At 66.5% G+C, this 21,747-nt stretch carries 21 protein-coding genes and 1 pseudogene; 7 read left to right on the top strand and 15 right to left on the bottom strand.

Annotated elements, in window-relative coordinates:
• The 3 genes from AAGA11_10025 to AAGA11_10015 all read right to left on the bottom strand — a co-directional run.
• On the bottom strand, nt 1-366 hold a 366-nt coding region (locus tag AAGA11_10025; GenBank protein ID MEM9603189.1), incomplete at its 3' end, for an SDR family NAD(P)-dependent oxidoreductase.
• Nucleotides 363-1,280: a 3-keto-5-aminohexanoate cleavage protein gene (locus tag AAGA11_10020; protein ID MEM9603188.1), complete on the bottom strand. Its 918-nt coding sequence runs from the start codon at nt 1,278-1,280 to the stop codon at nt 363-365. The genes AAGA11_10020 and AAGA11_10025, both read right to left, overlap by 4 nt.
• Before the next feature lie 203 nt (nt 1,281-1,483).
• Nucleotides 1,484-2,650 (bottom strand): acyltransferase, encoded by a 1,167-nt coding sequence (locus tag AAGA11_10015; protein MEM9603187.1) that lies wholly within the window; start codon nt 2,648-2,650, stop codon nt 1,484-1,486.
• Nucleotides 2,651-2,804: 154 nt separating this feature from the next.
• Between AAGA11_10015 and AAGA11_10010 the strand changes: the two genes are divergently transcribed.
• Nucleotides 2,805-3,734 carry a helix-turn-helix domain-containing protein gene (locus tag AAGA11_10010; GenBank protein MEM9603186.1) on the top strand — a complete coding sequence of 310 codons (930 nt, stop codon included), beginning with the start codon at nt 2,805-2,807 and terminating at the stop codon, nt 3,732-3,734.
• A gap of 31 nt (nt 3,735-3,765) precedes the next feature.
• On the opposite strand, the gene AAGA11_10005 is transcribed toward AAGA11_10010, so the two are convergent.
• The 3 genes and pseudogenes from AAGA11_10005 to AAGA11_09995 all read right to left on the bottom strand — a co-directional run bounded on the left by AAGA11_10005 (nt 3,766) and on the right by AAGA11_09995 (nt 5,633).
• Nucleotides 3,766-4,011, bottom strand: coding sequence for a hypothetical protein (locus tag AAGA11_10005; protein MEM9603185.1), 246 nt, complete (start codon nt 4,009-4,011; stop codon nt 3,766-3,768).
• Nucleotides 3,994-4,402: pseudogene (locus AAGA11_10000) on the bottom strand (SulP family inorganic anion transporter). Before AAGA11_10000 ends, AAGA11_10005 begins: the two are co-directional and overlap by 18 nt.
• 157 nt (nt 4,403-4,559) lie before the next feature.
• A complete protein-coding gene (locus tag AAGA11_09995) occupies nt 4,560-5,633 on the bottom strand; it encodes an FAD-binding oxidoreductase (GenBank protein ID MEM9603184.1) in 1,074 nt (357 codons plus the stop codon).
• 144 nt (nt 5,634-5,777) lie between these two features.
• Between AAGA11_09995 and AAGA11_09990 the strand changes: the two genes are divergently transcribed.
• Entirely contained in the window at nt 5,778-6,974 is a 1,197-nt protein-coding gene (locus AAGA11_09990) for a CoA transferase (protein MEM9603183.1), read from the top strand.
• Entirely contained in the window at nt 6,971-7,681 is a 711-nt protein-coding gene (locus tag AAGA11_09985) for a glutathione S-transferase N-terminal domain-containing protein (GenBank protein ID MEM9603182.1), read from the top strand. The genes AAGA11_09990 and AAGA11_09985 overlap by 4 nt, the downstream gene beginning before the upstream one ends.
• Before the next feature lie 31 nt (nt 7,682-7,712).
• On the opposite strand, the gene AAGA11_09980 is transcribed toward AAGA11_09985, so the two are convergent.
• The 5 genes from AAGA11_09980 to AAGA11_09960 all read right to left on the bottom strand — a co-directional run bounded on the left by AAGA11_09980 (nt 7,713) and on the right by AAGA11_09960 (nt 15,919).
• Entirely contained in the window at nt 7,713-9,194 is a 1,482-nt protein-coding gene (locus AAGA11_09980) for a carboxypeptidase M32 (protein ID MEM9603181.1), read from the bottom strand.
• A gap of 15 nt (nt 9,195-9,209) precedes the next feature.
• Entirely contained in the window at nt 9,210-11,024 is a 1,815-nt protein-coding gene (gene sulP / locus AAGA11_09975; GenBank protein ID MEM9603180.1) for a sulfate permease, read from the bottom strand.
• A complete protein-coding gene (locus AAGA11_09970) occupies nt 11,021-13,333 on the bottom strand; it encodes a mechanosensitive ion channel family protein (GenBank protein ID MEM9603179.1) in 2,313 nt (770 codons plus the stop codon). The genes sulP and AAGA11_09970 overlap by 4 nt, the downstream gene beginning before the upstream one ends.
• Nucleotides 13,330-15,552 (bottom strand): mechanosensitive ion channel family protein, encoded by a 2,223-nt coding sequence (locus AAGA11_09965; GenBank protein MEM9603178.1) that lies wholly within the window; start codon nt 15,550-15,552, stop codon nt 13,330-13,332. Before AAGA11_09965 ends, AAGA11_09970 begins: the two co-directional genes overlap by 4 nt.
• Nucleotides 15,553-15,646: 94 nt before the next feature.
• Nucleotides 15,647-15,919: a hypothetical protein gene (locus AAGA11_09960; GenBank protein MEM9603177.1), complete on the bottom strand. Its 273-nt coding sequence runs from the start codon at nt 15,917-15,919 to the stop codon at nt 15,647-15,649.
• A 215-nt stretch (nt 15,920-16,134) separates the two neighbouring features.
• Here AAGA11_09960 and AAGA11_09955 point away from each other — a divergent pair, with 215 nt between their 5' ends.
• Complete coding sequence (locus AAGA11_09955; GenBank protein ID MEM9603176.1) at nt 16,135-17,043, top strand: DMT family transporter; 909 nt, start codon at nt 16,135-16,137, stop codon at nt 17,041-17,043.
• A gap of 3 nt (nt 17,044-17,046) precedes the next feature.
• Here the strand turns inward: AAGA11_09955 and AAGA11_09950 are convergent, their stop codons facing one another.
• Nucleotides 17,047-17,463, bottom strand: a complete 417-nt coding sequence (locus tag AAGA11_09950) for a rhodanese-like domain-containing protein (protein MEM9603175.1) — start codon at nt 17,461-17,463, stop codon at nt 17,047-17,049.
• A gap of 109 nt (nt 17,464-17,572) precedes the next feature.
• On the opposite strand from AAGA11_09950, the gene tadA reads away from it, so the two are divergent.
• Entirely contained in the window at nt 17,573-18,043 is a 471-nt protein-coding gene (gene tadA / locus AAGA11_09945; protein ID MEM9603174.1) for a tRNA adenosine(34) deaminase TadA, read from the top strand.
• Nucleotides 18,044-18,139: 96 nt separating this feature from the next.
• Nucleotides 18,140-18,790: a hypothetical protein gene (locus tag AAGA11_09940; GenBank protein MEM9603173.1), complete on the top strand. Its 651-nt coding sequence runs from the start codon at nt 18,140-18,142 to the stop codon at nt 18,788-18,790.
• Between the two features lie 3 nt (nt 18,791-18,793).
• On the opposite strand, the gene AAGA11_09935 is transcribed toward AAGA11_09940, so the two are convergent.
• The 3 genes from AAGA11_09935 to AAGA11_09925 form a co-directional block, all read right to left on the bottom strand.
• Complete coding sequence (locus AAGA11_09935; protein MEM9603172.1) at nt 18,794-19,258, bottom strand: NfeD family protein; 465 nt, start codon at nt 19,256-19,258, stop codon at nt 18,794-18,796.
• A gap of 2 nt (nt 19,259-19,260) precedes the next feature.
• A complete protein-coding gene (locus AAGA11_09930; protein MEM9603171.1) occupies nt 19,261-20,241 on the bottom strand; it encodes an SPFH domain-containing protein in 981 nt (326 codons plus the stop codon).
• Nucleotides 20,242-20,347: 106 nt separating this feature from the next.
• Nucleotides 20,348-21,229, bottom strand: a complete 882-nt coding sequence (locus tag AAGA11_09925; protein ID MEM9603170.1) for an alpha/beta fold hydrolase — start codon at nt 21,227-21,229, stop codon at nt 20,348-20,350.
• Between the two features lie 64 nt (nt 21,230-21,293).
• Between AAGA11_09925 and AAGA11_09920 the strand changes: the two genes are divergently transcribed.
• Nucleotides 21,294-21,704: a secondary thiamine-phosphate synthase enzyme YjbQ gene (locus AAGA11_09920; protein ID MEM9603169.1), complete on the top strand. Its 411-nt coding sequence runs from the start codon at nt 21,294-21,296 to the stop codon at nt 21,702-21,704.
• The last annotated feature ends 43 nt before the right edge of the window (nt 21,705-21,747 follow it).

Genomic DNA, 21,747 nt, shown 5'->3' with positions numbered 1-21,747 from the left:
GAACAGCGCGGCGGCGCGGCGCGCCGTGAGGAAAGCGCCGTCGAGGTTGACCGCGAGCGTGGCGCGCCAGTCGTCGAGGGCGATGTGCTCGATCGGCCCTGCCGGGCCGGCGATGCCGGCGTTGGCCCAGACCACATCCACACCGCCGAGCGACGCGGTGACCCAGTCGAACAGGGCGTCCACGTCAGTCTCGTCCGTGACATCACAGGGACGGACGCCGATGTCGGCATGTGCATCGGCGAAGGCGGTCAACGCCGCCGCATCGCTGTCACAGACGGCCACGCGGTCGCCGCGCGCGGCGAACGCACGTGCAGCAACCGCGCCGATGCCGGCTGCGCCCGCCGTGATCAGAACCCGAAGGCTCATGCGCTGCCGGGCGCGCGCTTCTGCAGGCCGAGCTGCTCGCGGACCTCAGCCGGTCCGATCACGCGGGAGCCGAGGTTCTCGATGATCGAGACGGCGCGCTCGACCAGTTGCGCGTTGGTGGCCATCACACCGCGATCGAGGTAGAGGTTGTCCTCGAGGCCGACGCGCACGTTGCCGCCGGCGAGCACGGCGGCGGCCACATAAGGCATTTCATTGCGGCCGATCGAGAACGCCGAGAAGGTCCAGTCCGTCGGCACGTTGTTGACCATCGCCATGAAGGTGTTGAGGTCGTCCGGTGCGCCCCAGGGAATGCCCATGCAGAGCTGCACCAGTGCGGGAGACTCGAGCACGCCGTCCTCGACGAGCTGTTTGGCCAGCCACAGGTGGCCGGTGTCGAAGGCCTCGATTTCCGGTTTCACACCGAGGGCGGTCATCTTGCTGCCCATCGCGCGCAGCATGCCGGGTGTGTTGGTCATGACGTAGTCGGCTTCGGCGAAGTTCATCGTGCCGCAGTCGAGCGTGCAGATTTCCGGCAGGCACTCGGCCACGTGTGCGACGCGCGCACTCGCACCGATCATGTCGGTGCCGGCGTCGTTCAGTGGCAGTGGCGCCTCGTCGCCGCCGAGCACCAGGTCACCACCCATGCCGGCGGTGAGGTTCAACACGACGTCGACCTCGGCGTCCCGGATGCGGTCGGTCACCTCCCGGTAGAGTTCGAGGCGTCGGCTCGGCACACCGGTGTCGGGCTCGCGCACGTGGCAGTGCACCACGGCGGCACCCGCCTTGGCAGCGTCGATCGCGCTGGCGGCGATCTGCTCGGGGCTGCGCGGCACGTTCGGCGACTTGTCCTGGGAGGAACCCGAGCCGGTCACGGCGCAGGTGATGAAAACATTCCGGTTCGGCGTGAGCGGCATCGGTGTGCTCCTGAGGTGAGGGGTGAATGATGCGTCTCCCGCCGACATTGTGCTTTGCAAATGCGGTAGCACGGTTAACACTTTCGGCACACTGCGGCCCTTTCGCCTCCGACCTATCGTGGCGTCAGACCGAATGAACGCGGTGCACCGGCGTTCTGTAGTGTGTCGTCCTTGGCACTGTGTGTTGGCGTGGCAAGGCTCCGCTATTCCACGCGCCGCGGGCGTGTAGCGGCTGCCTGTGGGCCGGGCGGGTTACCCACATTGGCTTGTGCAGCGCGAGTCCACGGGACTTTCGACCGGTAGCGGCTCAGGTTCTCGATCCACGGTTTGAGTTTGAGGAATCGCTTTTCAACGGTGTGCCAGGACAGGGCAGCCAGGACCGTTGCGATTGCCGTCGCCCAGAGGATCATGGCCCAGACCGAGATGCCCGGTACCAGCAACGCCAGCGACTGCTGCACCGGAAAGGCGTAGATGTAGAGACCGTAGGAGTAGTCTCCCAGCCGGTTGAAATGGCGTACGCCGCCGGCCGGCACGTAGGCCAGGTAGAAGATCAGAAACGGCAATCCGACGCTGTAGAGACTGCGGAAAACGTAGTAATTCGTCTGCGAGGACACGGCGAGAACCGGCAACAGAAACAGAATCAGGTGCGACAGCACGATCTTGTCACGCCAGAGGAAACACGCTGTGCCCACTGCGAACATCGAAAACAGGTGGAAAAAGTGAATGGGAAAAAGGCCGTAGAAATGGTTTGCAAGGTTCAACGTCACCGAGCCCACGGCGACGAGCAACAGGATGACCCGGCCTGACACGAGGCGGGTGCGCTTGCCGAGGAATCCCATGGCGAGCAGGGTCGCGGCGAGCAGGCAGTACATCTGCAGTTCGTACGGAAGCGTCCAGAGTGAGCCGTTGATGGCATGTGCGTAGGGGTTGTTCTCGAACACCCCGGGTAGCCAGTAGTAGACCCCAGAGAACAGGTGCGAATTGGTCCACAGGAAACTGCCGATCATCGGTGAAGACAGGTATTCCCGCAGGCTGAGTGTGGTGAACGCGGCGCCAATGACGAATACGCAGAACAGGTTCGACACCACGAGCGCCGGGTAGATGCGCAAGGCTCTCGCCCAGACGAAGTAGAGGATGTTCTGGCGGGCGAAATAGCTGCTGGTGATCAGAAACCCACTGCTGATGAAGAAGATATCGACAGCAATGGTGCCGCCGGTCATGCCGATCGCACGGCCGATGGGTTCGCCCGCGCTCGGGCCGAGTGCAATCGGGTAGCTGTGACTGATCAGCACGAGCACGGCTGCGAAATACCGAATGAGGTTGAAGTTGTTGTCACGGCTCGTTGCGTAGTGTGCCAAGGACGTGTTCATGCGGGGTTCCGGTGAGCCGATGACGTCGACGCGTGTCGCGCGCGTCTCTAGAGCTTAATCCATATTCCCGGATCGGCTGTGCCCGCCCGGGATCCGCGCGGTACGCCCGTCGCGCGGCGGCGCACGCCGAGCCGGTTTTTGACACAATCCCCGCATGAAGGTCGCAAACACCGCTGTCGACGTCCTGCTGCTGCCCAAATGCAACCTCATTCTGGTCTCAGCGCTCAGCGAACCCTTGCGGGCGGCAAATCGCCTGATGGGCGTGACGCGTTTTGAAACCCGGTTGGTCAGTCTCGACGGTGAGCCTGTCGAGACCACAGCCGGTGTGCCCTTGCCGGTGGTTGGGCAATTCGACCCGGGGCACGAAGTGCCTTTGCTGGTGGCGGCGAGTTACGACGTTGAGCGATTTACCGAGCGGGTACGGCACCGCATGCGCCGTGCTGTCCAGCACCGCCCGTTTATCGCGGCGGCAGACGGTGCTGTTCGGCTGCTGTCCGAATGCGGCGTCTACGACGGCCACCAGGTGGCCTTTCACGCCGAAGACGTTGAGAGCCTCGGCCAGCGCTGCCCGGGCGTGCTGCTGAGTCAGCGCCGGTGGGTGATCGACCGCAACCGGGCCAGTGCGCGCGGCAGCGGCTCGGCGATCGAGTTGATGCTGGCGCTGATCGAACGGTGGGCCGACCGCTCACTCGCCGAGGCCGTCGCCCGGCTGTTCGATTTCGTGCCCGCCGACAACCTCGGCACCTTGCGCGATGCCACACGGGGATTGCGTGATGACCGGGTGGCGCGGGTGCTCAACGCGATGGCGAGTCACATGACCGACCCTCTCACGGTGTCCCAGCTCGCGGCGCAGATCGGTGTGTCCTCGCGCGGACTGCGCGGACTGTTCGAGCGCGAACTCGGTCGCTCACCGGGAGAGTGCTACTTGCAATTGCGCATGGAGCGCGCCAAGCAGCTGCTGACCGAGACCGACTGGTCGGTGTCTGCCGTGGCGCAGCAGTGCGGCTACGCGCAGACCGCGAGTCTGACGCGGGCCTACCGCCGCCACTTCGGGGAGAACCCGCTGCGCGCACGTGCGCGTTGACCCTGCGCGCCACGTGACACGCGCCCGCGTCTCAGGTCTGGCGTGACGTCACCGGTGACGATGGATCGGGCAGTGTGATGCTGACGCTTTCGGCGCCGAGTGCGCGCGCGCAGTCGACCACGACCCGGTAGTGGGGGTCTTCGACACTGTTTACTTTGGTCATGGCGAAGCTCAAACCCAGGGTGACACCGGCCAGGGCGAGCAGGGTGGTGAGCAGCGCATCGCTGAGCCAGTCAACCGCATCGGTGAAATGGCTCCGCTGTGCGAGGAAGATCACGATCGCGAGTCCGTTGACGAAGCCGAGCATGAGCCGGGTAAGGCACAAGGCGGATGAACTTGCCGAGCCGCAGTACCCCGGCCACCATCTGCAGCAACCCCATGAGCACCACGGTGGCGAACAGGTACTCCACACCGTGCTCAAGCACGAGGGCAGTCATGACCACCGCGAGCGCCCCGGTGGCGTCCGAGATCATGCCGGGACGACCGCCGATCACGGCCGTGATCAGGCAGACCAGGAACGCCGAGTAGAGGCCCACCAGCGGTGCGACGCCGGCCACAAAGGCGAAGGTAACGGCCTCGGGTACCAGGGCGATGGCGACGGTCAAACCGGACAGCAGGTCGGTGCGCGCGTTGCGCGTCAGATTGAAGCGCGAGACAAATCGGATCATGGGGCGGTACCGGTGGTCGAGGTCGAGAGAAATCGAACTCACGACCGGCGGCAACCGAGCATGCCAGCGGTGCGATTTCAGCCCGGATAGACGCGCTATTGTGCAGCCCCGCCGGTGTGAAAGGTGCGTCGACCGCAGTCGCGCGACCCTACTGGCCTCAGCTCGTCTGAAATCGACCCGGTCGGTACGGTGACAGCCAGGCGCAGCTATCCGCGGTTTCCCCGTCTAGCAACTCGGTGGCAACGAGCCGGGCAATCAGAGCCGCCAGTGTGACGCCCGAGTGCAGGGTTGCGACATAGGCACCCGGCACCACTGTGCCAACCGCGGGCAAGCCGTCGCCCGGGATCGGCCTGTGAGCCACCGAGGCTTCAGCCAGTGCCAGGTCGTGCTCCGGCAGCAATGTGCTCAACTGGGCCAGTGCACGGTGGGCGATCCGGTCCAAATCGATATCTGGCTTGGCCGAGCCGATTGCCTGGTGGCCGGTCGCTGCGGGCAATTGCAACGCGCCGCTTGGCAGTTGCCGCACGTCACCGAAGTCGGTGGCCAACACGTGCGTGATTGTGCATCGGACTGGTGTGGTGCGGATGACCACCGCGGGACGGTCGAGCATCGGCACAGGCATGTCGAGTGCCGCCGTCAGCGCGGCGCTGCCCGTACCGGCGGCAATCAGGGTGGCATCTGCGGCCACCGTGCCCGCGGTGGTCACAACGCCACACACGCGGCCGGCGCGCCGCACGAAGTCGCGCACCGCGACACCGGCATAGCGCCGTGCGCCCTGCGCCATGGCATCGTCCAACAGGGCATGCGTGAGGACAACAGGGTCCACGGTCGTTTCGTCGCGGAACCGCAAACTGCGGGGCGGTGCGATCGCGATGTCGGGTTCGAGACGCCGGAACACCTCGGGTGAGATCGATTCGACGTCGTACCCCAGTGCCAGCAGCGTGTCCCGATGGGTGTCAAAGGCGTCGCCGTCGAGCTCCCAACTCAGACACCCACAGCGGTTCAGCGGCACCCCGACGTCGCCGCACAGCCCCTGCAGCGCGCTCATGCCCGCGAGGCGGATGCGGTAGTGGTGTGTGTCGCTGACGTAGTTGGCATTGGCCCAACCGAACGACGCCGAGGTCGCGTTGGCGCCGCCGGCGTCAATCAGGGTGACCTGCGCACCGGCGCGTTGCAGCGCGTGGGCGGAGGCCGCGCCGATGAGCCCGGCGCCGATCACGGCAATGTGCATTCAGTTTGGCCTCAGGCGGTGTCAGCGTCGCACAGTGTGCGGCAGCGGTGCGCGAATCCCAAACGCAGGCGACGCGGTGTCGCCCGGTTTTTCCTGTACATTGATCGGCGTGCATGAACACACCCCATTCGAGAGAGGGATGGCATGGCAGGACCCTTGTCCGGCGTCCGCGTGGTCGACCTGAGTTCGATGGTCTCGGGCCCGCTCGGGGCCATGATACTCGGCGACCAGGGGGCTGAGGTGATCAAGGTCGAGAGCCCCGCGGGCGACTCGTCGCGCCACGTCGCGTCGCGGCGCGGCGGCTTCTCGGCGGCGTTTCTGAACAACAACCGGAACAAGCGCTCGGTGGTGCTCGATCTCAAGCAGCCCGCGGGACTGGCGGCGTTGCTGCGTCTGGTCGAAACCGCAGACGTCCTGATTCAGAACTACCGCCCCGGCGTCGCGGACAGACTTGGCATAGGCTACGAGGCCGCCCGGGCGGTTCGTCCCGATATCGTCTACGCGTCGATCTCGGGCTTCGGCGAAACCGGGCCCTACGCGCACAAGCCGGTGTTCGACCCGCTGATCCAATCGCTGTCCGGCCTCACCACCGTGCAAGCGGGCAGCGACGACCGGCGGCCGGCGCTGGTGCGCACCATCGTGCCCGACAAGCTCACCGGTTTCACCGTCGCGCAGGCCATTTCGTCTGCGCTCTTTGCGCGCGAGCGGGGCGCGGGCGGACAGCACCTGCACCTCAACATGCTCGACACGGTAGTGCACTTCCTCTGGTCGTCGGACATGGGTGGCCACACCTTCGTCGGCGATGAACTTCACACCGAAACCGCGCAGAGCTTCATCGACCTGATCTACGAAACCGCGGACGGCTATCTGTCCGTTGCGGCCTTCAGGCGCATCGATTTCGAGAAACTCGCAGACGCCTGTGAGCGCCCGGACTGGAAGACCGACACGCGGTTTCTGACCACCGAAGGGCTCGAGGTGCACAAGGCGGCTCGCCTGGAGATGACCCAAACCGAACTGCTGACGCGCACCAACGCCGAGTGGATCGCGCGCTTCGACCGCGCCGATGTGCCGCACGCCCCGGTGCTGACCCGGCGCGAGATGCGCGACCACCCGCAGATCGTCGCCAACGGACTGCTGATCGAGACCGACCACCCGGCGGCCGGACGGGTGCGGCACACACGCCCGCCCGCCGTGTTCGACGGCACGCCGACCGACACGCCACAACCGGCACCGGCGCTCGGTGCCGACACGCGCGCGGTGCTGCGGGAGGCCGGCCTGTGCGACACCGACATCGACGCACTGCTCGCGAGCGGCGCGGCGCAGGAGCCCGACGCCCCGTGATCGACTTTCACTACTGGCCCACGCCCAACGGGTGGAAGGTGTCGATCCTGCTCGAGGAATTGGGCGTCGACTACACGCTCAAACCGGTCGACATCCGAAAGGGCGCGCAATTCGACCCGGCCTTCCTCGCGATCAGCCCGAACAACCGCATGCCGGCGATCGTCGACCACGGCGTCGACGGTCCGCCCATCAGCGTCTTCGAAAGTGGCGCCATCATGCTCTACCTCGCCGAGAAGCACGGACGCTTCCTGCCGAGCGACCTGCGCGAGCGGGTGGTCTTGCACGAGTGGCTGTTCTGGCAGGTGGGCAACCTCGGGCCGATGGCGGGTCAGCACAGCCACTTCTTCAACTACGCGCAGGGGGAGCACCCCTACAGCAGCGAGCGCTACCGCAACGAGTACCACCGGTGTATCGGGGTGCTGGAGCGGCGACTGGCTGAGCGCGAGTACCTGCTCGACAGCGGCTATTCCATCGCAGACATGATCGCCTGGCCCTGGATCCTGATCGCCAAGGCCATGGGGCAGCCGCTGGATGACTTCCCCGCGGTGGCACGCTGGCGTGCGGCGGTCAAGGCGCGCCCCGCCGTCCAGCGCGGGGTCGACCTCGGCACGGCGCTGCGCAGCGCGCGCTCGATGACCGAGGCCGAGCGCCGGGTCATGTTCGGTCAGACGGGACACACCGGCAAGGCCCCGCCGGACGGCGCCTGAGCCAGCGGCACGGGGCCCGCGGTGCGTGGCGTCAGGCCGCGTGCAGGGCTTGCAAGTGCGCGAGCATGGGCTCGGCCGAGAGCGGCTGCCCGGTGACCTCGACGCACAGAGCGGCCGGCGAGAGCAGACGACCCCGGTCGTGGATCTGCGCACGCAGCCAGTCGAGCAACGGAGCGAACTCGCCCGAGCCGATCTGGTCTTCGAGCCCGGGCAGGGCCGTTTTCGCCGCGGCAAAGAACTGCGCCGCGTACAGGTTGCCGAGCGTGTAGGTCGGGAAGTAGCCCATCGCGCCCATCGACCAGTGGATGTCCTGCAGACAGCCCTCGGCGTTGGTGTCGGGCTCGATGCCGAGGTAGTCGCGGTAGTGGGCGTTCCACGCCGCAGGCAGGTCACGCGGGTTCAGATCGCCGTTCAGCAGCGCCCGCTCCAGCTCAAAGCGCGCCATGATGTGCAGGTCGTAGGTGGCCTGGTCGGCCTCGACCCGGATCAGGCCCGCCTCGGAGCGGTTTACCTCGCGGAACAGGGCCTCCGCATCGAGATCGCCGAGCTTGAACTCGCGTGCGATTTCGGCGCTGTACCAGTGCCAGAACGCGCGTGACCGGCCGACGTGGTTTTCCCACAGGCGGCTCTGGCTTTCGTGGATCGACAGGCCGTTGTAGCTGCCACGCGGTTGCCCGCTGAAGGCGGTCGGCAGGCCTTGTTCGTAGAGCGCGTGACCACACTCGTGCATCGAGCTGCCGAGTGCCGAGAGCAGCGAGGCCTCGTCGCGGCGCATGGTCATGCGCACGTCGCCGGCACCGAGGCTGGTGCAGAAAGGGTGCGTGCTGGTCGCCATCACACCGCCTTCGAACGAGAAGCCCATGCGGGCCATCAGCGTCTTGAGGAAGGCCGTTTGCTGGTCCGCGGGCAGCGCGTCGAGCCCGTGGCTCGCGCTGGGCGCGGGCGGCGGCAAGCTGCCCTGCAAAGTCATCAGCGCGTCGCGCAGCGGCGTGAACACCGCCGTCACCGACGCGGCGGTCATGCCCGGGTCGAACTCATCGGCCAACGCGTCCCAGGCCTCGCCGTCGTCGGCCCAGCCGATTGCCTCGGCCTCTCGCCGCTTGAGTAAAACGAGGGTGTCGAGGTGCGGCGCGAAGACGGCAAAGTCGTCGTCCGCTCGGGCCTGCTGCCACGCGGCCATGGCGACGCTGCTGGCTTCGGACAGCGACACGGCAAGGTCTTCCGGTACGCGTGTGGCGCGTTCCCAGGCTTTGCTCCAGTGGTGGACGTTGCAGCGCTCGTCGTCGGAGGCCGCCTCCTCGGTGGCGCCCTGCAGCAGATCGCCCAGCGCGTTGTCCGTTTGCATCTGGTGGCTGATGCGCGTGAGCTGCCCGAGTTGGGCGGCGCGGTGCTCGACCGCGGCAGTGGGCATCTGCGTTTCCTGGTCCCAGCCGAGCACGGCCTGGGTGCTGCCGAGCAGCGCGATGTCGCGTTGGCGTTGGGCCAGGTCCTGGTAGGCGGTGGTGTTGCTCACAGTCTGCACCTCGACTCAATTGGCGGGTTTCGGAGGCACGTCGTCGTCGGACGCGTCCTCGAGGGGTTGGTAGGTGATCAGGTGGCTGACGTCGACGCTGTCGCCGAACCGTTTCTGCACGGCGACGATCGCGTTCTTGCGCTTGGCGAAGATGCGCTTCTCGCCGATGCGGCGGTACAGGCCCGAGCGTTTCAGGGCGTCGAGCACCTTGAATTTCGGCCGCGTCAGGTAGAAGGCAATCTGGGCGGCGTCCAGGTTCTCCGAGATGCGCGCCAGCATGTCCTCGCCGGTGGCGTCGATCTGGTCGACGGCCTCGATGTCGAGGATCAGCACCCGCAGCGCTGGCTTGTCGGCCACCGCGTCGAGCAGCCGCGTTTCGAGGTAGCCGGCATTGGCGAAATACAAGTCCCCGTCATAGCGGTAGAGCGCCATGGTCTCGCTGGTGGTGAGCTTGTAGAGGGCTGCGTCGCGGAACACGCCGTCGTCGTCCCGGGCGACCTCGGCAAAGTGCGGTTGCATGGTGCGGTAGAGGTAGAGCACCAGCGAGAGGATCACCCCGACAAAGATGCCGGTTTCGAGGTGCGGCGCGGTGGCCAGGGTGGTCGCGAAGACGACAAAGGCGACCCAACCGTCGTGCGGGTTCACCGCCCAGGCGTGCTTGAACGGCTCGAATTTCACGAGGCCGGCGACGGCGACGATGATGACCGCGGCCAGCGTCGACAGCGGCAGGTGGAAGAGCAGGGGCGTCAGGAACAGCAGCGTGATACCGACGATAACCCCGCTGATGATCGAGGTCATGCCGGTGCGCGCACCGGCGTCGAAGGCGACGGCCGTGCGTGAGAACGAGCCCGAGACGGCGTAGCCCTGGAACAGACCCGCCACCACGTTGGCCAGCCCCTTGCCGATCATCTCCTGGTCGGCCGACAGCCGCTGACGCGTTTTCGACGCGATCGCCTTGGCGACCGAGAACGCCTCGACAAAACTCAGCAAGGCGATGATCATCGCCGGCACGATCAGCTCGCCGAGCCGGGTCCAGTCGACGGCGGGGATCTGCAAGCCCGGCAGATCGCGCGGGATCTCGCCCACCGTGGCACCGCCGAGCTCGCGGTAGCCGGTGAGCCAGGCGGCCAGGGTGGCGCCGGCGACCACCATGACGATGCCGGGCCACCGGGGCGCGACCCGCTTCAACACCAGCAGCCCGGCGAGCGAACCCAAGCCCATCGCGAGGGTCGGCCAGTGTGTCTCGGTCGGTATGGACTCCACCAGCTGACCGAGCACGATATAGAGGTGCTCACCGGTGTCGAGTTCGATGCCGAACAGCTTGCCGAGCTGCAAACTGCCGATCACGATGGCCGCCGCGTTGGTGAAACCGATCACCACCGGGTGCGAGAGGAAGTCCACCAGCACGCCGAGGCGGAGCAGCCCGAGCACCATCTGAAACACGCCGACCATCAAGGCGAGCGCCGCGGCCATGGCAATGTAGGCCACCTGCTCGAGTTGCATCGGCACCAGTGCCGCCGCCGTCATCAGGGAGATGATCGCGACCGGGCCGTTCTGCAGTTGCCGTGACGAGCCGAACAGCGCAGCGATGATGGGCGACAGGAAGGCGGCGTAGAGGCCGATCCACGGTGGCAGGCCGGCGAGCTGGGCGTAGGCCATCGACTGGGGCACCAGCACCAGTGCGATGGACACGCCTGCGATCAGGTCGGCACGTGCGGTTTCCGGGTCGCGCAGTTCGCCGATCCAGTCGGTGAATGGGTAGAAGAGCTGAGCGCGGTCGCGCAGCCAGCGCGCGAGCCCGGTGGATGGGGGAGTCGACGCGTCGTTCATCGGTCGTCCTGTGACTGATTGGGGCCGGTGTCGACGTCCGGGTCCGGCGCGTGCGCTGCCTCGGCGGCAGCGGCGGCGATGGCTTGCCGGGCGTCGTCGTCCAGTGTCGCATTTTGCGGTGTGTCGAGCTTGACGCGCACCTCCTTGCGCGCGAACTGGATGCCATTCTCGTCGAACGCGCGCTGGACGCGCGCGAGAATCTCCTTGCGCAAGGTGAACTGCTTGCCGGGCTTGGCCATGAACTTGCCGCGCACGACGATGCCGACGTCGTCCACCTCCAGCGCGCCCTGGGACTTGAACGGTTGGATCAGGTCGTCGCGAAATTCGGGCACGGCGTGCAGGTCACGGCCGATTTGCTTGAAGAGTTTCTTCACCGTGTTGAGGTTGGTCTCGAACGGCACCGTGAAGCGCAGCTTCATGATCACCCAGTCGCGCGAGTAGTTCGTGATCCGCGGAATCTCTCCGTAGGGGATGGTGTGGACGGCGCCCCGGTGGTGGCGGAGTTGCATCGAGCGCAGGGAAATCGACTCAACCGTGCCGACACTGCCCTCGATGTCGACATACTCCCCGGCGCGAAACGCGTCATCGATCAGGAAGAAGATACCCGACACCACGTCGGCAACGAGTTTCTGCGCGCCGAAGCCGATCGCGAGACCGATCACACCGGCACCGGCGAGCAGCGGTGTGGTGTCGATGCCGAGGCTGCGCAACACCATGAACGCGGTGACAGCCACAATGGCGACGCGGGCCACCCAGCGCACCAGCGGCAACACCGTGGCGACGCGGGAAATGCCGGTGCCGCCGCCGTCACCACCGAAGTCGGTGGTCTCCGGGTCGACGCCCGCGATGGTCTGTTCCTTGGCGATGCGGCTGTTGATGCGAAGGTTCACCACCTCCCAGGCGAGGTACCCGATGCCCAGCGTGCCAAGGATCTCGATCGTGCGGGTGGCCGCCAGGGCACCGATGCCGCTGCTCGCCATGCCCTCGACATCGAGGTCCCAGATCTCGACGATGCTCCAGAGCATCAGGCCGAACACGATCACGCGTCCGATGCGAATGTAGCTGCGCCGGGCGGCCATCCAGGCCCGTTCGGCGATGGCGCCTTCACCCTTGAGCGTCGGCATTGCGTTGTTGACCAGGCCGCGCACGGCGGTGTCGAACAGCGGCACGCTCAACAACAGGGTCACGAACTGCAAGCCCTGCCCATCGCGGAAGAGGTGCCAGAGTTTGTTGGCCGCGAGCGCTTCGACCAGCAGCCAGTTGAAGGCCACCAGGCCCATGGCGAAATAGGGAAAATGCCGGGCGACCCAGATCTCGCGCGGCGAGTTGTCGCCGTGCGGCGAGAGCAGCAGGTTGCCGGCGTCCACCCGCGGCACCCACAGCGCCCAGAACAGGTAGAGGTGTGTGCCCACGCCGAGCCAGAAGCCGATCCAGGAATTGCCAACGTGCACACCGTTGATGTTGTTGAAATTGATGATGAAACCCGAGAGTCCGATCAGGAAGAAAAACAGGATGCCATGCCGAAAGAAGTGTTTCGCGGTCTGATCATTACAATTGAGCAGCCGATAGCTCGGGTACTTCGGCGCGAGCGCGAAACGCAACAGGGCCGCGGCCGCGCGCGGCAACACGACCGCAAGCAGGACGAAACTTCGCGTGATGTCGGCGTCCTGTTCCGAGATCAGCGCGCGTCGCACCACTCCGCCGGCGAGCATGAACGCGAACAGCGCGGCCATCTCCGTGAGGAAACGGGTCAACAGCGCGCCGACGGTGTCGCGCAAGCGGGTCGGCTGCTCGCTGTTCAGCAGGGTGCGACGCCAGGTGCGCGTGACCCGCCAGAACGCGAGCTCGACGGCCAGCGCGACCAGCAACGACAGCAGCACGACCTTCACCGTGTAGGCCACGGCGCCGGGTGGTCGTTCGGCCGCGAAGCGCTTGAACGCCTGCTGTTGATTGCCGGGCAACACCGGAATGGCCTCGACGGCCGAGACGATGTTGTCGCCGATGCCCGAGAAGGTGTTGCTGAAGAAGGTCTTGAGTTGCTGCGACTGTGTGCCGTTGGCCGCCGGTGCCAGTCGGACCTCGCGGTTGAGTTGCTCCACCAGCAGCGACCGCGCTTCCCGGTCGTCAAGTTGCGACAGCATGCGCCGCAACTCGGTCGGATTCGGTTCCGGGTCGAACACGGCAGCACCGCTCTCGGAGACCGGTGCGAGGGCCGGCGCCTCGGCGCGTGCGGTCGCGGTACAAAACCCCGAACACACCACACACAGCAGCCACAGGGTGGCCGCGAACCGGCCCGAGCCGTGGCTCACGTCGGTTGGCCTCCCGGTGGTCCGTGCAGCTCGCCAGCCTCGCCGTCGATGCGCACCCGCACCTCCTTGCGCGCAAACTGGATGCCGTTCTCGTCGAAGGCCCGCTGCACGCGCGCGAGGATCTCCTTTCGCAAGGTGAACTGTTTGCCGGGTTTGGCCATGAACTTGCCGCGCACGACGATGCCGACATCGTCCACCTCCAGCGCGCCCTGGGATTTGAACGGCTGGATGAAATCGTCCGCCAGCTCCGGCACCTCCATCATGTCGCGGCCGATCTGCTTGAACAGCTTTTTCACGGTGTTGAGGTTGGTGTTGAAGGGCACCGTGAAGCGCAACTTCATGATCACCCAGTCGCGCGAGTAGTTCGTGATGCGCGGAATCTCGCCGTAGGGGATGGTGTGGATCGCGCCGCGGTGGTGACGGAGTTGCATCGAGCGCAGAGAGATCGATTCGACCGTGCCGACCGTGCCCTCGATGTCGACATACTCGCCGGCGCGAAACGCGTCGTCGACCAGAAAGAACACCCCGGACACGACGTCGGCGACCAGGCGCTGGGCACCGAAACCGACCGCGAGACCGACCACACCGGCACCGGCGAGGAGCGGTGTGATGTCGACCGCCATCTCGTTCAACGCCACCAGCACGGTGGTGCTGACAATCAGGGTCTGCAGCGTGATGCGCAACAACGGCAGCACGGTTGCCAGGCGGCTGACGCCCGCGCCGCCGCCCTCACCACCGAATTCGGCCTCCGATTGCGCTCCCGCTGCGGTGTGTTCCGCGGCGAGCTTGCGGTTGATCGCGAGGGTCACGAGTTCCCAGATCAGGTAGCCCACGGCGATGATCATCAGGATGTCGATCAGGCGGTTCAGCAGGACGCCAACGAGGCTGGCCTCCGAGACACTGGCCATCTGCAGGTCGAACAACGGCACCGTGATGACGAGGAACAACGCGAAGCCGATCAGGCGGCCGATGCGGATGTAGCTGCGGCGCGTTGATTTGAAGGCGATCTCGGCGACCTTGCCCTCGCCGGAGAACTCACCGAGCAGCGCGCCCACTGTGCCGCGTATGGCGGTGTCGAACAGCGGTACCGCCATCACCAGGCCGACAAAGATCAACACGCGGTCGTCGACCACCAGGTGCAGCTGATCGTTGACGATCAGGATCTCCACCAGCAACCAGCTCAGTGGCACGAGCACCACGGCGAAATTGGCGTAGTAGTGCGCCACCCACCGCTCGATCGGCGTGTTGTCGCCGTCTCGGCCAAGGAGCATGTCGGGCACGGCGTGCCGGGTTTGCCAGACGGCCCAACCGAGGTAGAGGTGTATGACGATGTTGAGCCAGTAGGGCAGCCAGTTCTGCTCGAACGGCACACCGTTGGTCTTGTTGAAGTTGTACACGAAGTCGGACAGGCCGATCAGCATCACCCAGACCACGAAGCGCCGTGCGAGTTGGCGCGCGACCGCGTCCGTCGCGTTCAACAAACGGACTTCGGGGTGGTTGGGCGCGAGAACGAACCGCACGAGCGCGAAAGCGGCCCGCGGCAGCACCACGAAATCAAACAGGATGAGCCGCGTGAGCGCGGCATCCTGGGTCGCGGCGAAATGCACGGCGACCTGGCGCGTGACGTAAAAGAATGCGAGCAGGGCGGTGATGTCGAACAACAGCCGGACAGCCAGCATGCGGACGGTGTCGAACAGGCCCTCGGGGCGGCGCTCGAGGTTGATCAACGATCGCCAGCGCCGGACCAGGGCGGCGACCACCCGCTCCGCGGCGAGACCGGCGAGCACAGCGGCGGCGATCACGGCGAAGAACCGCAGGATCGCGGTGTCCGGCCGGGTGCTGCCGAACACGTCGAAGGCGCGCAGCTGCCATTCGACCGTGTCGGGTATCTGGACAATCGCACGCAGCAGGGTCTGCTGGACGCCGTCGATCGAGCGTGTCAGCAGGGCCGTCACACCCTCGCCGGTGGCCACCGGTTCGCTCGCCTGGCGGGCGACCGCGTCCATGCGTTCGAGCAGGACGGCGCGCACCTGGGCGTCGCTCAGGCGCGAGACGGCATCGAGTACGTCCGTTTCCGTGGCGAGGGGGCCAATCAGGGTTGACGGGTCTTCCGCGGTATCGCCACCGAGCAGATCAGGCGTGACCGCCCACGCGGCCGGCGCCAGCACCAGGCACGACAGAAACACGAGTAGCCGCGGTAGCGGCATTGTCTGGAACATCGGGTGGTGTCCGGACCGAGGGCAGGTCGTTTATCCCAATCCCATCAGTATGGCAGTAAACGCGCAGCCCGCCCGGGGGAGGACGGGGCTCAACCTACCAGCGGCGGCTCTCGACCACGCGGCCTTCCTTGAAGAAGACGCGGAAGGTGCCGAAGTCCCACACGCTGACGGCGCTGTCGCCGAAGTGCTGGGTCACCAGGGTGTCTGTCGGCCGCCCGAAGGCCGCGAGCACGTCGGCTTGCAACGCGCCGGCACGGGGCACGGGGCGCGATTCGGGCGTGTGCGGGAACACCGACGCGATCGACGACGGGGTGGCCAACGCCGCGAGCGCTGCCAGGGTGGCGGTAGCGAAAAGCCGAATGTGCATGCGCGTGTCCGCGTGTGGGCCTACTGTTGGGGAGAACGGCAAGACAGCGGCAAGCTTTAGCCGACGCGGCACACCCAGAGCCGGGACGCCACAGCCAGGACGCCCGAAGCCGGTATGCCCGAAGCCGGGACGCCCGAAGCCGGTATGCCCGAAGCCGGTATGCCCGAAGCCGGGACGCCCACAGCCAGCGCACGCGTTGGCTGCTACACTGGCGCGTGGCTCTCCAATCCCTTCCGTCGAACCTCCGCGGCGCCGTGCTGCTGATGCTCGCCATTGCCGGCTTTTCGCTGGTCGCTGCGTGCATCAAATTGCTGGGCGGTGGCATCCCGGTGATGCAGATCGTGCTGGTGCGCCAGGCCGTGATCGCGTTGATCCTGGTGCCGGCCTTGCACAAAAATGGGGTGGAGCTGTTTCGCACCGAGTACCTCGCGCTGCACGCGGTGCGCGTGGTCGGGGCCTTCCTCGCGATGGTCATGGGATTCGCGGCCGTGGTGCACCTGCCGCTCGCCGACGCGACCACCATCGGCTTTGCCAAATCCTTTTTCCTGACCATCTTCGCCGTGCTGATCCTGCACGAAACGGTGGGTGTCTACCGCTGGACGGCGGTCGTGGTCGGATTCCTCGGCGTGTTGATCGTGCTGCAGCCCGGCGGCGTCGGGGTGTCGGTCTGGAGCCTGGCGGCGCTTGGCTCCGCGGCGCTGGTGGGCTTCGTCATGGTGATCGTGAAGCGCCTGACGCAGCACGACAGCAACCAGAAGGTGATGGCCTGGCAGGCCTACGGCGTCGGCGCGCTGGTGCTGCCCTTCGGTGTGTTCTACTGGGTGTGGCCGTCACCCGAAGAGTGGCTGTTGCTCGGTGCGATGGGTGCACTGTCGTACGTGGCGCAGCGGTTCAACATTGAGGCGTACCGCGTCGGTGAAGCGTCGTTGCTGGCCTCGCTCGACTACGTGCGGCTGCTCTACGCGGTCGCGATCGGCTACCTGCTGTTTTCCGACCTGCCGAGTGCGCAGACCTGGTTGGGTTCGGCCGTGATCATCTCAGCGGCCCTGATTACCGTGTACCGCGAACACCGGCTCGGCCGCAGCGTCGGCCGCAAGAGCCCGCAGGCCAACCCGAACAGTTGAGTCTCAGGGCGACCAGCGTACCGTGGGCAAGCCGCTGGCGATCCAGCCATCCGGTTCACCCATCATGCCGGCGGGCACGTCGACGGTGGCGTGCAGCCCCCGCTCTGCCATCAGGCGAATCAGGCGCGAGCTGCGCACGCCCGTGGCGCAGATGAACGCCGGTCGCTTGCCCGGGTTGGCCTCGAGCAGCGCGACGAAGTCGCGGCCGAAATGGCGGTCGATCATCGAGAGCGGGTGGGCCACGTCGGCGACACCGGACGCCTGCCACTCGGCTGGCGTGCGGATATCGATCAGCAGGATGTCGCCGTCGAGGGCTGCCTGGCGGGCGTCCGTGACGCTCAAGGTGGCCGGTGTCGCGGTCGCAGCCGCGATCGGGAGGGCGGCGGCGAGGCCGAGTACCAAGGTTCTGCGGGTCAGCATGGCGGGCGCTCCGGCGCGGTGACTGTGGTGCGCGGTGTGGCTTGCTACCATGCACCGCCGGGCGCAGCCGCGCCAGGATCATCCCCCCAAACACGGCCAACGCCCTGCCATGTCGGACCTCGAAACCCACCGTCGGTTCATGCACGAGGCGTTGGACCTCGCTGAACGGGCGGCGACGCAGGGCGAGGTGCCGGTCGGTGCCGTGGTGGTGCAGGCGGGGGCGGTCGTCGGCCGCGGCAGCAACGCGCCGATCGAACGCTGTGACCCGACCGCGCACGCCGAGGTGGTGGCCCTGCGTGCGGCGGCCAGCGCACTGGGCAACTACCGCTTGCCGGGTTGCACCCTCTACGTGACGGTCGAGCCGTGTGCCATGTGCGTGGGCGCGCTGGTTCACGCGCGCATCGCGACCCTCGTGTACGGCACGGTCGAACCGCGCACCGGTGCGGTCGAGAGCGCGTTTTCACTGCTCGGCCCCGCGCTGCACAACCACACGGTCGAGGTGATTGCGGGTGTCGAAGCGGCGCGCGCACGGGAACTGATTCAGGCTTTTTTCCGTGCGCGCCGGGGCGGCGGCGGCTGATCGGCTCGGCTGACGGGGCGCCGCACTAAAGGGGCACAAGCTCGACGTCGATACACAAGCAGCGGCGGTGTCGTCGCGCTGCAGTGTGTGCTCGTCGTGCGATTGAGTGAACTGGTCAATGCCCTGGCCGACCGTGTGTCGCCGAACCTCGTCTGCGTGGACGATATCTTGGCGACGGCGTACCAGACCCGCTTGATCGCGTGGAATGCCATGCTCGGCGCGGCGCGCGTGGACCACTCCGGCCGTGGCCTGCACAGTGCAGCACAGGACATCTCGGGCATGGCGGAGATGGTGTCCGCTCACGCGGACACCATCGATGACGGCATCGGCGAGTGCCTTGCGTGCCTCGATCAGTTTCAGGCGCTGTTCGAGCCTGATGACGGCCCGGTCGAGCCGCTGGCCGACCGCGTCGCCCTGTTGCACGCCAACATTCAGCGGGTGGGTGCGCGACTGGCCGCGGCGATCGATTCGCTGCCGAATTCGATGAGCCGCGACGTCAACGACGTGTCGATCGACCGCATCCAGATCGAGTGCCTGCTCAAACAGGCCCTGGTCAACGCCCGCGACCGTCTGCGGGCGTCCGGTCTCGCGCTGACGGCGATCGAGGAAGCACTCGGCAACGAGCGCGATGTGGCACTCGAGGACTTCGACACAGACCGGTTGGTGTCGTCGGTGCGCCACCGCATGGCGGTGCTGAGCCGCGACGCCGACCTCGGCGCCGCGATCCGTCAACAAGGCGCCGGCTGAGCGTCAGCCGCCGCCGGCGGCGGCCACCCGAAGGCGGGTGCCCTCCACGTCCGACACCTCCACCTCGGCACCGGCCGGCAGATCGGGCCCGGCGATCCGCCAGAGCGTGTCGTCGATGGTGAGTTCGCCGCGGCCATTCTCGATCGGGCGACTGAGGGTGAACCGCCGCCCGATGTACGCCGTGCCGCGTCGGTTCAGGGCCGGCCGGTCGGTCTGGATCGGACGGCGCTTGAGCCAGGCGCGGGTGGCGAGCAAGGTCACCACTGCCACCACCGAAAACAGCAGCACCTGGAACTGCCAGGCGAGGTTTGGCGCGACCAGCAGGCCGAGGCCGGTGATGATGGCCGCAGCCGCCAACCAGAGCAGAAACACGGTGCCGACAATGCCGAGCTCGATCACCAGCAGCGCCACGCCAAACACCATCCAGTGCCAGAACTCGAGCGAGTCGAGCCAGCCGACCACGTCCACGGTCAGGCTCCTCGCGGCGGTGTGGGCGGCGACGGCGCGCGGTTTGCTGCGGCGGCTGACGGCGTCGCGATACCGGCGTCCTTGGCGAGTTCCGCGATGCCACCGATTGCGCCGATCAGGTTGCTTGACTCGAGTGGCATGAACACCGTGCGCTGCTGGTCGGCACCGGCAATCTTCTGCAAGGCTGTCACGTAGTTCTGGGCGACGAAGTAGTTGAGTGCCTGCACATCGCCCTTGGCGACCGCCTCGGACACCACTTCGGTTGCGCGGGCTTCGGCCTCGGCAGCGCGCTCGCGCGCCTCGGCCTCGCGAAAGGCGGCCTCGCGTTCGCCCTCGGCCTGCAGAATTGCAGCCTGCTTTTCACCTTCGGCGCGCAGGATCTGCGACTCACGCTCACCCTGGGCTTCGAGGATGGACGCGCGCTTCTCGCGCTCGGCCTTCATCTGACGTGCCATCGAGTCGACCAGGTCACGTGGCGGCTCGATGTCCTTGATCTCGATACGGGTGACCTTGACACCCCAGGGCTGCGTCGCCTCGTCGACCACGCGCAGCAGCCGCTCGTTGATCGTGTTGCGGTTGGAGAGCAGGTCATCGAGGTCCATGCTGCCCATCACCGTCCGGATGTTGGTGGTGGTCAGGTTGATGATGGCCCCCTCGCGATTGGTGACTTCATACGAGGCGCGGGCTGCGTCGAGCACCTGGAAGTAGACCACGCCGTCGACCTTCACCATGGCGTTGTCGCGCGTGATGATTTCCTGGGACGGCACGTCGCGCACGGTTTCCATCATGCTGACCTTGTTCGACACCCGGTCGACGAAGGGGATGATGAAATGCAAGCCCGGTGTCAAGGTACGGATGTAGCGGCCGAGCCGTTCGACCGTGTGTTCCTGACCCTGGGGTACGATCTGGTAGCTCGCCCAGACGACCGAGCCCGCCAGCACCAGCAGCACCAGCGTGAATGTGGAGAACCCTTCGATGACCATCACGACCCCCTGAAACCGTGCGCGGCCGGTGTGGCCACGCCTTGCTTTTAACTATGGGGGTAATTTCTGCCTTTTCAAGGTTTTGGCGTGTCCGGCGGCGTATGAATCAGGGGATTTCATCAGCGGTTTTGCTGTCGACCAGGTGGGTCAGGGCGGGCCCGAAGCAGGACTCCCAGATCGTCTTTTCGAAACGGGGGCGGAACACCGCGAGGTGACCGCAGCGCGTCTCGCCGACCGCCTTCGGCTCGATCACGTCGAACCGCAGTGGTGCATTCACGTACTGCGCGTTGAGCGATTCGATCGAACGGCGAGAGAGGAATTCGTCGTCGGCAAAGTACAGGGCGTGCAGCGGCACGCGGACGGCGGCAAACGCGTCTGCAGCCTGTTCGCCGATTGCCCCGACTGCGTAGTTCGGGTCCAGACACCACGCCCGCCACTGCCAGATCACGCCCCGCGGCAAGTCGCCAACCGCGCCGATACGCGCGCCTGGGAAAAACCCGAACAACGGCGTCAACACCGGCACCAGGCCCCACCACATCGCGCGGATGCGGCGTTTCAGCGGCGGCGCGTTGTCTCGCCAGTAGCCGCTGCCGGCCGCGACCAGCAGTGCGCCAGCGAGACGGTTGGGTTCGCGCATGAACGGGATGAGCTGGCCGCCGACACTGTGGCCGATCCAGAGCACCGGTGCGTCACCGGCAAGCCACGCTGCGTGGTCGAGTGCCGCACTGCAATCCACCTGGCCCCAGGTCAGCACATCGGCGGTCTCTGCACGCAAAGGCTCTGTGCGCGAGAGGCCCATGCCGCGGTAGTCGAAGCTCAACACGGTGAAACCCCGTCGACTCAACCAACCTGCGAAGGGTGCGTAGAACGCTTGCGGCACGCCCATGGCCGGTGCCAAAACGACAACCGCGCGCTGCGTGCCAGCGGCGGGGAATCGATGGGCGGCGAGCGAGCGGCCGTCTCGGGTGACCAGCTTGTCTGCCTGCATGGGCCTTGTGTGGTGGGGTCCGGCGGGGCATGGTGGGCGCTCACTCAGGTGTTTGCAATCACCGATGTTTCAGGCGCAACTACAGTGCAGTACGCGGGGGCGGGGTCTCGTGGAAATCAGCCGCGACGTGCAAGGCGTGGTGCGGCAGAGCGGGGTGCAGACCGGCCTGTGCTCGGTCTTCATTCGGCACACCAGCGCGTCGTTGCTGATCACCGAGAACGCCGACCCGGATGTGCAAGTCGATCTCGAAACCGCGTTTGCGCGGCTCGCACCCGACGGCGACCCGGCCAACGTACACACCTGTGAAGGGCCGGACGACATGCCGGCGCACACCCGCAGTGCGCTGACCCAGACGGCTTTGACGGTACCGATCGGCGGCGGCGAGCTGCTGCTTGGCACCTGGCAAGGCATTTTCGTCTGGGAACACCGACACCGTGCGCACCGCCGCGACATCGTGGTGACCGCGTCGGGCTGACCGCGTCCTCCTGACCGGGTCCTCCTAACCGGGTCGGGGCGCG

Source organism: Pseudomonadota bacterium (assembly GCA_039196715.1).
Taxonomy (GTDB): domain Bacteria; phylum Pseudomonadota; class Gammaproteobacteria; order CALCKW01; family CALCKW01; genus CALCKW01.
This window is presented reverse-complemented; position numbering and strand designations above follow the sequence as displayed.